This window comes from Pseudomonas sp. TE6288, assembly GCF_054062095.1.
Genome location: NZ_JBSSEW010000015.1, coordinates 159,480 through 174,586 on the forward strand (window position 1 = coordinate 159,480; position 15,107 = coordinate 174,586).

At 65.0% G+C, this 15,107-nt stretch carries 12 protein-coding genes and 1 tRNA gene; 7 read left to right on the forward strand and 6 right to left on the reverse strand.

The window, feature by feature from the left end:
- Positions 1-48: 48 nt before the first annotated feature.
- From ACVWY1_RS17490 to ACVWY1_RS17500, 3 genes are all read right to left on the reverse strand, one after another.
- Positions 49-1,020, reverse strand: a complete 972-nt coding sequence (locus ACVWY1_RS17490; RefSeq protein ID WP_102684204.1) for a magnesium and cobalt transport protein CorA — start codon at positions 1,018-1,020, stop codon at positions 49-51.
- Positions 1,021-1,087: 67 nt separating this feature from the next.
- A complete protein-coding gene (locus ACVWY1_RS17495) occupies positions 1,088-1,822 on the reverse strand; it encodes a lysophospholipid acyltransferase family protein (protein ID WP_457378560.1) in 735 nt (244 codons plus the stop codon).
- Between the two features lie 184 nt (positions 1,823-2,006).
- Positions 2,007-2,696: a crotonase/enoyl-CoA hydratase family protein gene (locus ACVWY1_RS17500; protein WP_457378561.1), complete on the reverse strand. Its 690-nt coding sequence runs from the start codon at positions 2,694-2,696 to the stop codon at positions 2,007-2,009.
- Positions 2,697-2,986: 290 nt separating this feature from the next.
- Between ACVWY1_RS17500 and ACVWY1_RS17505 the strand changes: the two genes are divergently transcribed.
- Positions 2,987-3,076: transfer RNA gene (locus tag ACVWY1_RS17505), tRNA-Ser, on the forward strand.
- Between the two features lie 158 nt (positions 3,077-3,234).
- Here the strand turns inward: ACVWY1_RS17505 and ACVWY1_RS17510 are convergent.
- Together ACVWY1_RS17510 and ACVWY1_RS17515 are read right to left on the reverse strand one after the other, a co-directional pair.
- Positions 3,235-5,364, reverse strand: a complete 2,130-nt coding sequence (locus tag ACVWY1_RS17510) for a TonB-dependent siderophore receptor (protein ID WP_111532678.1) — start codon at positions 5,362-5,364, stop codon at positions 3,235-3,237.
- Positions 5,365-5,599: 235 nt separating this feature from the next.
- Positions 5,600-5,977, reverse strand: coding sequence for a hypothetical protein (locus ACVWY1_RS17515; protein WP_457378562.1), 378 nt, complete (start codon positions 5,975-5,977; stop codon positions 5,600-5,602).
- A gap of 439 nt (positions 5,978-6,416) precedes the next feature.
- On the opposite strand from ACVWY1_RS17515, the gene ACVWY1_RS17520 reads away from it, so the two are divergent.
- The 5 genes from ACVWY1_RS17520 to ACVWY1_RS17540 all read left to right on the forward strand — a co-directional run bounded on the left by ACVWY1_RS17520 (position 6,417) and on the right by ACVWY1_RS17540 (position 12,718).
- The gene (locus tag ACVWY1_RS17520; protein ID WP_102684208.1) at positions 6,417-7,874 is read left to right on the forward strand and encodes a serralysin family metalloprotease; all 1,458 of its coding nucleotides are present in this window, start codon (positions 6,417-6,419) and stop codon (positions 7,872-7,874) included.
- Between the two features lie 64 nt (positions 7,875-7,938).
- Positions 7,939-8,304 (forward strand): AprI/Inh family metalloprotease inhibitor, encoded by a 366-nt coding sequence (locus tag ACVWY1_RS17525; RefSeq protein WP_457378563.1) that lies wholly within the window; start codon positions 7,939-7,941, stop codon positions 8,302-8,304.
- Positions 8,305-8,348: 44 nt separating this feature from the next.
- On the forward strand, positions 8,349-10,070 hold the full coding sequence (locus ACVWY1_RS17530) for a type I secretion system permease/ATPase (protein ID WP_457378564.1): 1,722 nt from the start codon (positions 8,349-8,351) through the stop codon (positions 10,068-10,070).
- Positions 10,067-11,359 carry an HlyD family type I secretion periplasmic adaptor subunit gene (locus tag ACVWY1_RS17535; RefSeq protein WP_457378565.1) on the forward strand — a complete coding sequence of 431 codons (1,293 nt, stop codon included), beginning with the start codon at positions 10,067-10,069 and terminating at the stop codon, positions 11,357-11,359. Before ACVWY1_RS17530 ends, ACVWY1_RS17535 begins: the two co-directional genes overlap by 4 nt.
- 9 nt (positions 11,360-11,368) lie before the next feature.
- Positions 11,369-12,718, forward strand: coding sequence for a TolC family outer membrane protein (locus ACVWY1_RS17540; RefSeq protein ID WP_198754640.1), 1,350 nt, complete (start codon positions 11,369-11,371; stop codon positions 12,716-12,718).
- Positions 12,719-12,826: 108 nt separating this feature from the next.
- Here the strand turns inward: ACVWY1_RS17540 and ACVWY1_RS17545 are convergent, their stop codons facing one another.
- On the reverse strand, positions 12,827-14,014 hold the full coding sequence (locus ACVWY1_RS17545) for an MFS transporter (RefSeq protein WP_457378566.1): 1,188 nt from the start codon (positions 14,012-14,014) through the stop codon (positions 12,827-12,829).
- 108 nt (positions 14,015-14,122) lie between these two features.
- Between ACVWY1_RS17545 and ACVWY1_RS17550 the strand changes: the two genes are divergently transcribed.
- Positions 14,123-15,007: a LysR family transcriptional regulator gene (locus tag ACVWY1_RS17550; RefSeq protein WP_139672715.1), complete on the forward strand. Its 885-nt coding sequence runs from the start codon at positions 14,123-14,125 to the stop codon at positions 15,005-15,007.
- Positions 15,008-15,107: the final 100 nt, after the last annotated feature.

The following is a 15,107-nucleotide window of genomic DNA, read 5'->3' on the forward strand; positions in this document are numbered from 1 at the left end:
TTCGCCGGCAAGCCGGCTCCCACAGGGTTGAAAGCGCTCCCGGCGATCCTAAAGCCACCCCGAGCGCTTGAAACTGAAATACAGCCCCGAACACCCAAGGCCGATCACCCCCAGCACGGCAAAGTAGCCGTAGTGCCAGCCCAGCTCTGGCATGTTCTGGAAATTCATCCCGTAGATCCCGGCAATCGCCGTGGGAAACGCCAGGATCGCCGCCCAGGCGGCGAACTTGCGCTGGGTGATGCTTTGCCGTGACGACTCCAGCAGCATGCCGATCTCGATGGTCTGGCTGGCGATGTCGCGGATGCCGGCCAAATCTTCCATCTGCCGGGTCACGTGGATCTGCACGTCGCGAAAGTACGGGCGCATGTTCTTGTCGATGAACGGGAAGCTCAGGCGCTGCAGCTCTTCGCTGACCTCCACCATCGGCGCCACGTAGCGGCGCAGGCGCAGGATGTCCCGGCGCAGGCTGTGCAGGCGCTGGATGTCTTCTTCCTTGAGCGAGTTGCTGAGCACGCTCTGCTCCAGCTCCTCGATCTCGCCGTGGATGGCCTCACTGACCGGCTGGTAGTTTTCGGTGACGAAATCCAGCAGGGCGTAGAGCACGAAGTCCTCGCCGTGCTCAAGCAGCAAGGGGCGCGCCTCGCAGCGCTGGCGCACCAGGGCGTAGGACTTTGAGTGGCCGTTGCGGCAGGTGATGATGTAGCCGTTGCCGGCGAAGATGTGGGTTTCGATGAATTCCAGCCGGCCTTCGTGCCGCACCGGCGAATAGGTGACGATGAACAGCGCATCGCCGAAGGTTTCCAGCTTTGGCCGGCTGTGTTTCTCCAGGGCGTCCTCGATGGCCAGCTCGTGCAGGCCGAACTGGCGCTGCAGGTTGGCCAGTTCCTCGGCGTTGGGCTCTTCCAGGCCGATCCATACGAAGTGCCCGGGCTTGCGCGCCCAGTCGGCGCCTTCGTCGAGGCTGATGTTGGTGACCTTCCTGCCGGCGCTGTAGACCGCCGCCGCGACGACTCGACCCATGGTTGTCCGCTTATTCGATTGAACACGCTACACAGCTTGGGCTGTGTAGCGGCGCGGGGCAAGTCTGCTATGGGACAGAGGGGCAGGGCGCGGTGAGCTCGCTTTCCATATGGTCGATGCAATGCTGCATCTGGCTGCGGCACTGTTCGATCAGCGCGGGCAGGTCCTGTTGGGTCAGGCCCGCAGTGGCGATGGGGGCCAGCGAGCGGATGACCACTGTGCGCTGGCGCCAGCTGTTCAGGCTCAGGCGCCTGGTGTAGCGGCTGACGCATACCGGTACGATCGGCACGCCGGCCTCGATCGCCATGTGGAAAGCGCCTTTCTTGAACGCCAGCAACTGTTCGCCGGGGTTGCGCGTGCCCTCGGGGAAGATCCAGATCGAAGTATCGTCGCGCAGGGTCCGGGTGGTGGTCTGCATGGCCTTGCGTGCCTGATAGGCGTTCTTGCGGTCGATCAGCACATTGCCGCCCAGCCAGAACAACTGGCCGAACAGCGGGATCCAGCCCAGGCTCTTCTTGCCGATGGCCACGGTACGCCAGGGCACCACCTGGCCGAGGATGAACAGGTCATAGTTGGACTGGTGGTTGGCGATGATCACGCAGCCGGGGGGCTGGTCCCACAGCGGGCCGACCTCGGCTTTGACCTTGATGCGCAGCAACCAGGCGGCCGGTACGCTGTACAGGCGGGCGAACAGGCGGCTGTTGTCGGGATTGAACGGGCGCAGCAGGCCGATCACCAGGCCGACGACACCCACGAGCAGGAAGTGCAGCGCCAACAGGAGCATGCGAAGCATATAAAGCATGGTACGACTCACACCGGACAGTCGCGGCGCAGTGTACGGGTGTGCACTGGTGGGGGCAAACGTTGCTGTAGCGTGGGAGGTCAAGTGGGAGCGGGCTTGCCCGGCGATGGCGTCACACTGGGTGATCGCATCGCGGGGCAAGCCCGCTCCCACAAAGTCCTGTGAGGAAAATCCCTGGACGGACTCAGCCCAGGTGGTTCTGGTCCGCGAGAATCGCCTCGTCCAGCGCCTCCAGCAGGCCCTTGCGCACCTTCAGCTTGGTGTTCTTGTGCGCCAGCATGTTCAGCTTCTTCATTTCGCGGGCGGCGGCCAGGGCGGTTTCGTGCAGCTTTTCAGCTGGCACCACCTTGTCGAGGAAGCCGGCTTCCCGGGCACCCTGCGGGTCGAACACTTCGGCATTGTTCACCGAGCGCTGGAATGCCGCACGGCCGAGGCGGTCACGGGCCAGCTCGATACCGGCGTGGTGCATGGTCATGCCGATCTGCACTTCGTTCAGGCAGATCTTGTAGGGGCCTTCAACACCGATGCGGTAGTCGCCCGACAGCAGCAGGAAGGCGCCCTTGGCCACGGCATTACCGGGGCAGGCGACGATCACCGGGAAGGGGTGCGACAGCAGGCGCCGGGCCAGGGTGGAGCCTGCGGTGACCAGGCCCACGGCCTCCTTGGGGCCGGCGGTCATCACCTTGAGGTCGTAGCCGCCTGAGAGGATGCCCGGCTGGCCGGTGATGATCACCACCGCGCGTTCCTCGGCGGCGCGATCGAGCGCGGCATTGAAGGCTTTGATCATATCCGGGGAGATGGCATTGACCTTGCCGTTGTTCAGGGTCAGGGTGGCGATGCCGTCTTCGGCGTGGTAGGTAATCAGCTCGCTCATGGCAGAGTCCTTTGGATGGCGTGGCGACGACGTTACCCAGCGGCGCCGGCCAGGTAAAGCACCAAGGCTGACTGGTCGGTCAGTGCCGCGCCGCCGTGCCTTGCGCCATCTGGGCAGCGCTGAGCGGGTGGGAAAAAGCGCTGGGCACAATGGCAGCATTGCCCTGATTGGCCAGACTTTTCGGCCGATTGCCTTAAGCGCATGAAAATTCTGAAAAAAATGCTTGCCAAGTAAAAGCTCTTCTACTAAATTAGCGCGCCTCGACAGGCTGAATAGCTTGAAGAGAAAACGGTGAAGTGTCCGAGTGGTCGAAGGAGCACGCCTGGAAAGTGTGTATACGAGAAATCGTATCAAGGGTTCAAATCCCTTCTTCACCGCCACATTCTACGAGAAGCCCCCGAATCGAAAGGTTCGGGGGCTTTTTGTTTGTCGCTTTTTTTTACCTGTGCGATCGCATCGCCGGCAAGCCGGCTCCCACAAGGTAATGCGATCTCCTGTGGGAGCCGGCTTGCCGGCGATGGGCTGCGAAGCAGCCTCTTTAGAAACTTACTGAGGCCGACAGCCGTGCCGTGCGCGGCGCGCCCTGGAACAGGTAGTTGTCGCCCAGGTAGTCGCCCACGTCGCGCCAGTAGCGCTTGTCGAAGACGTTGTCCACGGTCAGGCGCAGCACGGTGTCGTAGCCGCCGATGTTCGTGCGGTAGCGGCTGCCGATGTCGAACACGGTGTAGCCGCCGACTTCGACATTGCCTGCAGAGCTTGCGTACTTGCTGGCGCTGTAGCGGGCGCCGCCGAGCAGGGCCAGGCCGGGGACGGGGAGGGCGTAGTCTGCCTGCAGCGCGGCGCGCAGGCGCGGCACGTTGATCGCCTGGTGGCCTTCGTAGGCGACGGTGTCGCTGTTCTGCACCCGGGCGCGGATCGCCGCGGCGCTGGCCTGGATCTGCAGGTTGGAGGTGACCCAGCCGCTGGCGCCGAGTTCGAGGCCGGTGTTTTTCTGCTGGCCCGACTGCACGTAGGTCGGCGCCGGGTTTTCATCGGGGCGGGCGTACTGGTAGGCCTGGCGGATCTGGAACAGGGCCGCGCTGAAACTCATGCCCTGCCAGTCACGCTTGATACCGACTTCGAGCTGGCGCGACAGGGTGGGGGCGAGGATTTCGAACGCGTTGCTGGCATACCAGGGGGCGGTGCCACCTGAGGACAAGCCTTTCGCATAGCTGGCGTACAAGGTGGTGTCCGGCTGCGGCTTGTAGATCAAAGCTGCGTTGGGCAGCAGTTGGTACTGTCGGGTGTGGCGCCCGGCAACGCCATTCTGGTCCCAGGTCTTTTCGTCCAGGCGCACTTCCCGTGCGCCGATCACGGTCTGCCAATTGTCGTTGAAGGTGATGCGGTCGCTGAAGAACAGGCCGTACTGACGGCTGTCCAGGCGACGCTCACTGCTGCCAATGGGCTTGTCCGATGGCTCCACGGCTGGCGCACCGGTATGGATGTTGCCCGTACCTCGCCACTCGTTGTAGCCCGGTCGCTGATCGAGCGTGCGGCGTTGGGCGCTGGTGCCGACGGTCAGCTCATGGCTCACGCCCAAGGCATCGAAGCGCCCGTCGAGCGTGGCCTGGGCTTCGTCGATGCGACGGGTATCGTCAGGGCTGCGGAAATCGTAGATGTCGTAGTCGCCATTGCTGCCGAAGTAGGACCCTTCGCTCGAACCCCAGGCGAATGCGCTGTAGTCATCGATTACCACCTTGCTGCGCGAGGCGCTCAAGGTACCGTTCCAGTTGTCGTTGAACTGGTACTTGAAGCGCCCGCCCAGGTTGAGCGAGTCGTTCTGCACGGGTTTGGCCCACGACTGCCAGGCCAAGTGATCCTTGGGGTCGACGCCATGGGGCAGCTGGGTGCCGCCGAGCAGTTGATACCCCGGCACCGAATACTGCTCGCGGTGCTGGTATTCGGCATCCAGCTCCAGCACGGCATTCGGGTTGAGCTGCCAGTCGAGGGCCAGGGAGGCGAAATCGCGCTTGCCGTCGGCATGATCGACATACGAGCGGATATCCTCGTGAGCAAGGTTCACCCGCAGGCCCAGCTGGCGCTCGGCGCCGAACCAGCCGCCCAGGTCGGTGGCCAGGTAGCGTTCGCCCTGTTCGTTGCTCGACACGCTGAGGCTGCGTACATCCTCCGGGCGCTTGGTCACATAGTTGACCAATCCGCCGGGCTCCGACACGCCGCTCTGCAACCCGGACAGCCCCTTGAGCAGCTCCACCTGCTGCTTGTTCTCCAGCGCCACGTTCTGCTCGCCGGCGATGGTCTGGCCGTTGACCCGGTAGCTGCTGGCGGCGTTGAGCTCGAAGCCGCGCACGTTGAAGTTTTCGTAGTAGCCGATCGGCGCATAGCTTTCGCCCACCGAGGCATCGCTCTGCAGCACCTCGCTCAGCTTGCGCACCTGGCGGTCGTCCAGCAGCTGGCGGCTGAACACGCTGACCGCTGCCGGGGTGTCGAGCAGCGGTGTGCTGTGCAGGCCGCCGACCTGGGCTTCGCGTGCCTGGTAGCCGCTGTCCTGAACATCCGAGATGCGCACGGGGGCCAGGGCCACACTGTCGTCGGCAAGGCCATGACCACTGTGCAGGGCAAGGCCCAGGCCGAGCAGGCCCAAGGGTAGGCGGGGGCGAAGCGGGGTCATGCAAGGCTCCTTGAAAAGCGGACGCGCCGTTATCGCTCGGCAGCTGTCGGGCAGGCAAAAGGGCGCCATGGTAGCAGGCTGCCGAGCCTTTCAGGGATGCAGGGTGCAGACGTGGGATTGGCGCACCGCCGTTCCCACCGATGCCGCGCAATGCAGAGGCATGCGCTCTTCCTGTGGGAGCCGGCTTGCCGGCGATGACGCCAGTACAGTCAATACGAACGAAGCGGGGTGTGATTCAGGCCGCCGCCGGACGCTGGTGCCGGCGCCAGCTGTCGTCGATCTTCGACCAGGTCTTGCCGTCGGTGATGGCCAGCAGCTTGCGGCCATCCTTGAAGGTGGCGAGGAAGGTGACTTCTTCCTCCTTGCCGCCCAGCAACAGGCCGGCGAGCAGGCCGACCGGGCCGGCCACCAGGGCGCCGGCCACCCCCCAGCCCAGGGCGGTGCCCAGGCTGCGGGTCGACTCGAGGTTGGCCAGTTTCAGATCCTTGATCCGCGTCAGTGAAATGCGCTCGCCGGGCGAAGGGCTGCGCGGGGTCTTGAGAGTGAGCGCTCCATTGCGATACTCGCCTTCACCTTGCAAGAAATCGCCGGATTGCACCGTGAGTCTTGTCATTGTGTCGTCCTGTCAGGAAGGGGCTTTGACCAACGCCTACTGAGCGCTCCGCACGCTGGCAAGTCAACGCCGAGGCGACGGAGGGTCGTGCGGCAGGTCGTCGCGTAGTAAAGCGCCTAAACGAAGCGTTGATGGCAAATCACAGGCACAAGTCGCATTTTCGAAAGTAAACTTCGAATCGTCGTCTATAAAGCCCTGGGGGCATGATTGGAACTAATGCTTGCAGCTGCCGCCATTGATCCATCGCAGTTTGCGCAAATAAGTGCGATGCAGTTGAGTTTTCGAAAACGAAAAAATGGCGCCAAAAAACGCTGGACATTAAGTTTCAATGTGTGTCAGTTTTTTTGCGCCTCATAAAGGCGAGTGACAGGAAGTTCTCGCCAGGTGGGAAATCCTGTCTGACATCAACTGCTTTTTTGTAAACAAGGAAGTAACCTGCATGTCGAAAGTCAAAGAAAGCGCTATTGTTTCGGCCGTTTCCGCACTGCAGCCGAAGGGACCAAGTTCGTCCTTCGGCCTGATCGATAGCTTTGCCCACCAGTACGATCGCGGCGGCGCGAACATCAATGGCAAGAAGTCCTTCACGGTCGACCAGGCCGCCGACCACCTCCTGCGTGATGGCGCAGCCTGGAAGGACCTGAACAAGGACGGCACGATCAGCCTCACCTACACCTTCCTGACCAAGGCACCGTCTGACTTCTACAGCCGCGGACTGGGCTCGTTCAGCCAGTTCAGCGACCTGCAGAAACAACAGGCCAAGCTCTCCATGCAGTCCTGGTCGGACGTGGCCAAGGTCACCTTCACCGAGGCAGGATCGGGCGGCGACGGTCACATGACCTTCGGTAACTTCAGCGCCAGCAACGGCGGCGCGGCATTTGCCTACCTGCCGTTCGACGGCCCGGGTTCGCACAAGGGCGAGTCCTGGTACCTGATCAACAGCGGCTACCAGGTCAACATCACCCCGGGCACCGGCAACTACGGGCGCCAGACCCTGACCCACGAGATCGGCCACGTGCTCGGCCTGTCCCACCCTGGCGACTACAACGCCGGCGAGGGCAACCCGACCTACCGTGACGCCGACTACGCCCAGGATACCCGTGGCTACAGCGTCATGAGCTACTGGAGCGAAAGCAACAACGGGCAGAACTTCATCAAGGGCGGCGGGCAGTACTACGCCTCGGCTCCGTTGATGGATGACATCCTGGCGATCCAGAAGCTCTACGGCGCCAACTATGCCACCCGCGCCAGCGACACCACCTACGGCTTCAACTCCACCGCTGATCGCGACTTCTACTCGGCCACCTCGGCCTCGTCGAAGCTGGTGTTCTCGGTGTGGGACGGTGGCGGCAACGACACCTTCGACTTCTCTGGCTTCACCCAGAACCAGAAGATCAACCTCAACGAAGCGTCGTTCTCCGATGTCGGCGGCATGGTCGGCAACGTATCCATCGCCAAGGGCGTGACCATCGAAAACGCCTTCGGCGGCTCGGGCAACGACCTGCTGATCGGCAATGCGCTGGCCAACGTGCTCAAGGGTGGTGCCGGCAACGACATCATCTACGGCGGCGGCGGCGCCGACCAGCTGTGGGGCGGCAGTGGCGCGGACACCTTCGTGTTCGCCGCCGTCAGCGACTCCACCAAGGCGGCGCCGGACCGCATCATGGACTTCACCTCGGGCGTGGACAAGATCGACCTGTCGGCCATCTCCGCGTTCGCCGTGAACAAGCTGCCGCTGCAGTTCGTCAATGCCTTCACCGGCCATGCCGGCGAGGCGCTGCTGACCTACGACCAGGCCACCAACCTGGGCAGCCTGTCCATCGACTTCACCGGAAACGCCTCGGCTGATTTCCTGGTGACCACCGTTGGCCAGGCCGCTGTCACCGACATCGTGGTCTGATGTACCAGGGGGCGGCGCTCGCGCGTCGCCCTTTTGTCGGCGAGGCAGACGAATGAAAGCAACCTTGCGAACGATCGCGCTGGCCGCGATTGCCCTGATGTCGATGACCGAGGTAGGTATGGCGAGCAGCCTGTTACTCCCCAACGCCGCGCAAATGGCCGGTGATTGGACGCTTTACCCCGAACAGCAGCAGGCGCAAGCCTGCAACCTGCACCTGGGCGCCAACGAAGGCGAAATCGAAGGCGACCTGGATTGCGCCAGGGACCTGCTGGGCCTGCGCCCCGGCAGTTGGCTGGTAACCCCCGACACCCTGGCCCTGGTGGGCGGCGACGGCAGCAGCGTGGTGCACTTCAGTCGCGAGGGTGCCAAGCGTTACGCCTGGACCCGGCCGGACGGTACGCAACTGGTGCTCAAGCGCCTGGACAAATAACCCCGGCCTGAAACTTCAAAGTTTCAGGCAAGCAAGGGCGAAACATGAAACTACCGAGCAAAAAGCCCGGGGCGCCTTTGTGGGCGGCACTCGGCGAACATAAGTCGACCTTGATCAGCGTCGGCTGTTTCACGGCATTGATCAACTTGCTCATGCTGGTGCCGTCGATATATATGCTTCAAGTGTACGACCGTGTACTGAGTTCGCAGAGCACGACAACTTTGTGGGTGCTGACGCTGATGGTGGTCGGCTTCTTCGTTTATATCGGCGGGCTTGAAGCCGTACGCAGTTTCATTGTCATTAGGGTCGGCAACCAGTTGGAAAAGACGTTCAATATGAAGGTCTACCGCGCCGCCTTCGAACGCAATCTGCGCCAGCGTGACGGTGCCGCTGGCCAGGCCCTGGGCGACCTCACCCAACTGCGTCAGTTCATCACCGGCCCCGCGCTGTTCGCCTTCTTCGATGCGCCCTGGTTCCCCATCTACCTGGCGGTGATCTTCGCCTTCAACGTCTGGCTGGGCGTGATGGCCACGGTCGGCGCGCTGCTGCTGATCGCCCTGGCGATCCTCAACGAGCGCCTCACCCATGCCACCCTGGCCGAGGCCAGTGGCTTCCAGCAGCAGTCGACGCAACTGGCCGGCAGCCAGTTGCAGAGCGCCGAAAGCATCCAGGCCATGGGCATGCTCGGTGCCCTGCGCCAGCGCTGGTACAGCTTGCACGGGCGCTTCCTCGACCTGCAGAACAAGGCCAGCGACACCTCGGCGGTGATCACCGCCACCAGCAAGGGCCTGCGTCTGTGCCTGCAATCGCTGGTGCTGGGGCTGGGCGCGCTGCTGGTGATCGAGGGGCAGATGACCCCGGGCATGATGATCGCCGGCTCCATCCTCATGGGCCGGGTGCTGGCGCCGATCGACCAGTTGATCGCGGTGTGGAAGCAGTGGAGCGGCGCGCAGCTGGCCTACCAGCGCCTGGACGGGCTGCTGCGCGAACACCCCGAGCCGCCGACGCCGATGCCCTTGCCGGTGCCCACCGGGCAACTGGCGGTGGAGCAGGTCAGCGCTGGCCCGCCCGGGCGTAACCTGGCCACCCTGCAACAGGTGAACTTCGCCCTGGCGCCGGGTGAACTGCTCGGCGTGCTGGGTGCTTCGGGGTCGGGCAAGTCGACCCTGGCCAAGGTGCTGGTCGGCGTCTGGCCGACCCTCGGCGGCCATGTGCGCCTCGATGGCGCCGAGCTCAGCCAATGGGACCGCGACGCGTTGGGTCCGCACATCGGCTATCTGCCGCAGAACATCGAGTTGCTGCGCGGCAGCATCGCCGAGAACATCGCCCGCTTTGGCGAACTGGATGGCATCAAGGTGGTCGAGGCGGCGCGCCTGGCGGGCGTGCATGACCTGATCCTGCGCCTGCCCCAGGGCTACGACACGCGCCTGGGCGAGGAGGGGGTGGACCTTTCCGGCGGCCAGAAGCAGCGCATCGCCCTGGCCCGCGCCCTGTATGGCGATGCCCGGCTGATCGTGCTCGACGAACCCAACTCCAACCTCGACAGCCACGGTGAAGCCGCCCTGGCCAACGCCATCGTCCAGCTCAAGGCCCAGGGCCGCACCGTGGTGCTGGTGACCCACCGCAGCGCAGCGCTGGCCCAGGCCGACAAACTGCTGGTGATGAACGAAGGGCGTATGCAGGGCTTCGGCCCGGCTCGCGATATCCTCCACGCCATGGGCCAGGCCCCGGCGCAACGACCCCTGCAAGCCGGAGGTGGCGCATGAGCCAGCACACCCGTGATGCCCGTTTCCATGTCCGCCTGGGGTGGTGGCTGACCCTGGTCGGTTTCGGCGGTTTCATGGCCTGGGCCAGCCTCGCCCCGCTCGATCAGGGCGTGCCGGTGCAAGGTACCGTGGTGGTGTCGGGCAAGCGCAAGGCGGTGCAGTCCATGGGCGCGGGCGTGGTCAGCCGCATCCTGGTCAGCGAAGGCCAGCTGGTGCGCCAGGGCGAGCCGCTGTTCCGCCTCGACCGCACCCAGGTGCAGGCCGACGTCGATGCGCTGCAGGCCCAGTACCGCATGACCCGCGCCGCCCTGGCACGCTGGCAGAGCGAGCGTGACAACCTCGGCCAGGTGCAGTTTCCCGCGGAGCTGCTCGAAGACGCCGACGCCCGTCTGGTGCTGATCCTCGAAGGCCAGCGCCAGCTGTTCGACAGCCGCCGTCAGGCCCAGGCCCGCGAGCAGGGCGCCCTGGCTGCCAGCATCGACGGCTCTCAGGCCCAGCTGACCGGCATGCGCCGGGCGCGCGGCGACCTGCAGGCCCAGGCCGACTCGTTGCGCGAGCAGCTCGACAGCCTGCGCCCGTTGGCCGGCGAGGGCTATATCCCGCGCAACCGCGTGTTGGAATATCAGCGCCAGCTGTCACAGGTGCAGCGCGACCTGGCGCAGAACGCCGGCGAAAGCGCGCGCCTGGAGCAGGTGATCGTCGAAGCCCGGCTCAACTTGCAGCAGCGCCGCGAGGAATACCAGAAAGAGGTGCGCAGTCAGCTGGCCGAAGCCCAGGTCAAGGCCGCGACCCTGGAGCAGCAGCTCAACTCCGCGCACTTTGAGCTGCAGCACAGCGAGATCATCGCCCCGGCCGACGGCATCGCGGTAAACCTTGGCGTGCACACCGAAGGCGCCGTGGTGCGGGCCGGCGATACCCTGCTGGAAATCGTGCCCCAGGGCACCGCGCTGGAAGTGGAAGGGCGCCTGCCGGTGAACCTGGTGGACAAGGTGGCACCGCAGTTGCCGGTGGACATCCTGTTCACCGCCTTCAACCAGAACCGCACGCCGCGGGTGACCGGGGAGGTGGCGCTGGTGTCGGCCGACCAGCTGATCGACGAGCGCAGCGGCCAGCCGTACTACGTGCTGCGCAGCACCGTCAGCGAAGAAGCGCTGGCGCGTCTCGAGGGGCTGGCGATCCGCCCGGGCATGCCCGCCGAGCTGTTCGTGCGTACCGGCGAGCGCTCGCTGCTCAACTACCTGTTCAAACCCCTGCTCGACCGTGCAGGCACCGCCTTGACCGAACAATAAGGACCGCCAGTGAAGAAGTTCCCACTGATCGGGCTGCTGCTGGCCTGCGCCTGGCTGCCGACCGCCGCCCAGGCCGCCATGGGGCCGTTCCAGGTATACGAGCAGGCCCTGCGCCGCGACCCGACCTACCTCGCGGCGTTCAAGGCCCGCGAGGCCGGCCAGGAATACCGCGCCATCGGCCGCGCCGGCCTGCTGCCCAGCCTGTCGTACAGCTACAACAAGGGCCGCAACGATTCCGAGGTGCGCTACCTCGGCGATTCACGCCGGCAAAAGGAAGACCGCACCTACAACAGCATGGGCTCGACCTTCATCCTCCAGCAGCCGCTGTTCGACTATGAAGCCTATTCGAGCTATCGCAAGGGCGTGGCCCAGGCGCTGTTCGCCGACGAGAGCTTCCGCGACCAGAGCCAGCAACTGCTGGTGCGGGTGATGACCAGCTACACCCAGGCGCTGTTCGCCCAGGACCAGATTGCCATCAGCGTCGCCAGCAAGCAGGCCTACCGCCAGCAGTTCCAGCAGAACCAGCGGCTGTTCGACGCAGGCGAAGGCACGCGCACCGATATTCTCGAAGCCCAGGCCCGCTACGAGTTGGCCGATGCCGAGGAAATCAAGGCGCGTAACGAACAGGATGCCGCGCTGCGCGAACTGGGCGCGCTGATTGGCGAGCCGGCGGTGCGGGTCGAGGACCTGGCGCCGCTGCGGCTGGGCTTCGCCCTGCCAGTGGTCGACCCCAGCGGCTACGAGGCCTGGCAGGAGCGGGCCCTGGCCAACAACCCGCAACTGTCGTCATCGCGCCAGGCCCTGGAAGTGGCGCGCTACGAGGTCGAGCGCAATCGTGCCGGGCACCTGCCCAAGGTCACCGCGTTCGCTACTTCGCGGCGCCAGGAGTCGGACAGCGGCAACACCTACAACCAGCGCTATGACACCAACACCGTGGGCATTGAAGTCAGCGTGCCGATCTTCGCCGGGGGCGGGGTGCTGGCTTCGACCCGCCAGGCCAGTCGGCATCTGGAGCAGGCCGAGTACGAGCTCGACGGCAACACCCGCAGCGCCTTGATCGAGCTGCGCAAGCAGTACAACGCCTGCCAGTCCGGCGCCAGCCAGTTGCGTGCCTACGAGCGGGCGCTGGTGGCGGCCGAGGCGCTGGTGGTGTCCACACGCAAGAGCGTGCAAGGTGGCGAACGGGTGAACCTGGATGTGCTCAACGCCGAACAGCAACTGGCCACCACCCGCCGCGACCTGGCCCAGGCACGCTACGACTACCTGCTGGCGTGGATCAAGCTGCATTACCAGGCGGGGGTGTTGAGCGAGACGCAACTGGCGCGGGTGGACGAAGCGTTCATCGAAGGCAAGCCCTGACTTCTGCGCAGGCCTCATCGCCGGCAAGCCGGCTCCCACAAATGTTGCGCGATACCCTGTGGGAGCCGGCTTGCCGGCGATGAGGCCGGTGTTGTCAGCAAAATACTTTCAGGCTGGCACCACTGCCTTCCCACGCCTGCGCTCAGCCAGCCCCCACACCAGCAGCGCCAGCGCACCGATCACCAGGCCGGCAACCACGATCCCATCCCAGCCATGCACCTCGAACAGCTGCGTGCCCAGCAGCGACCCCAGCGCTCCGCCGATGAAGTAGCAGGTGATATAACCGGCATTGAGCCGCGTGCGCGCCTCGGGGCGCAGCACGATCACCGCGTTCTGGTTGCTCACGTGCACCAGTTGCACCGCCAGGTCGAGCAACAGCACGCCCACCAGCAATGCCATCAGCGAGCTCTGTGCAAACCCCAGCGGCACCCACGACAGCAATAGCGCCACCAGCCCCACGGTGGTGCCCAGCGAGCCTTTGCCGCGGTCGGCCAGGCGTCCGGCCCAGTTCGCCGCCAGTGCGCCGATCGCCCCGGCCAGGCCGAACAGGCCGATCACCGCGTCGGAGTAATAGTAGGGCGCCTCGCTCAACAGGAATGCCAGCGGTGTCCAGAACAGCGCGAACAGGCTGAACGCCAGCAAGCCCAGCAGCGAGCGCAGGCGCAGCACCGGTTCTTCGACGAACAGGCGGAACACCGAGCCGATCAGCGCCGGGTATTTCAAACCGGCGTGGCTGTGGTGTTGCGGCAGGCTGCGGTACAGGGCGAGGGTACTGATGGCCATCAACACCGCGGCCAGCACGTAGATGCTGCGCCAGCCGCCCAGCTCGGCCATGAAGCCGGCGGCGGTGCGCGCCAGCAGGATGCCCAGCAACAGGCCGCTCATCAGCGTGCCCACGGCGCGGCCGCGTTGATCCGGCGCACTGAGCGCGGCGGCCATGGGTACCAGCACCTGGGCTACTACCGAGAACAGTCCGGTCAGCGCCGTGCCGAACAACAGCCACGGCAGGCTTGGCGCGCAGGCGCTGATCACCAGCCCGGCGGTGGCGATCAGCACCATGGTGACGATCAGCCGTCGTTGCTCGAACAGATCGCCCAGTGGCGCGAGCAGCAGTAGCCCGGCGCCGTAGCTGAGCTGGGCGGCGATGACGATGGTGCCGGCGCTGGCGGTACTCAGGCCGAACTGCTCGGCGATGCTGTGCAGCAGGGGCTGGGCGTAGTAGTTGCTGGCGACAGCCAGGCCGGTGGCGGTGGCCATCAGCAGGATCAGGGCGCGACTCAGAGTCGGGGATTTCATGGGCAGTCTCGTTGCAGGCAAGGTTTTGTGGCGACAAGTATCAGGAAGTGTCATTCATGAAGCCAATGTATAGTTATCAGCTTATCAATCTCTAAAACAGATAGATCGATGAACCTGAAGCAGCTCGAATACGCCTTGGCCGTGGCCGACACCGGCAGTTTCACCCGCGCCGCCGAACGCTGCCACGTGGTGCAATCGGCCCTCAGCCATCAGGTGGCACGGCTGGAGGCACAGTTGGGGGTAAGCCTGTTCGAGCGCAGTTCGCGGCGGGTGCGCCTGACCCCTGCCGGCGAAGCCTTCGTGCTCAGCGCGCGGCCAGCGGTGGCGGCGGCGCGGCGGGTGGCCGAGGATGTCGCCGCCGCCTGCGGGCAGGTGCGTGGACGTTTGTCGATCGGCGAGATCAGCTCGCTCACCGCGCTGGACCTGGTCGATCTGCTGGTGGTGTTTCATGAGCGCTACCCTGATGTGGACGTGTGCTGGTTGACCGCCAAGAGCGAGTTGCTGGTCACGGACGTCTGCGAGCGGCGCCTGGACGTGGGCTTCATCGGCCTGTGGCAGGGCGAGGCGCTGCATGGCGTGCAGCATCGTCTGCTGGCGCGGGAGGAGTTAGTGGCAGTGCTGCCACCTGGTCATCGGTTGGCGGGCAGGGCTCAGCTGGCCCTGGCCGAGCTGGCCGACGAGGTGCTGGTGGACTTTCCCGAGGGCACCGGGGCGCGTCGGCAGACCGACGAGGCGTTCCAGGCGGCAGGGTTGCGACATCGGGTGCAGTTCGAGATAGGCCATATCCGCCTGGTGGAGAAGTTCGTGCAGCGGAGCATGGCCGTGGGCCTGGTCCCCGAGCGTATCGCTCGGGGCTTCAAGGATGTCGCCAGGGTGCCGCTGGTGGATGCGCCGGTGCGGCACCTGTACGCGGTGTGGTCGCCCAGCCCCACGCCGGCGGCGCGGGCATTTCTGGACGTACTCGAAGAACAGCTGCTGGCGAACGGTGGATAACCCATCGTCGGCAAGCCGGCTCCTACAGGTGCGGCGCGGTTCTTGAAAGCGGCGCCGTACCTGTGGGAGCCGGCTTGTCGGCGATGAGGCCGAAACAGGC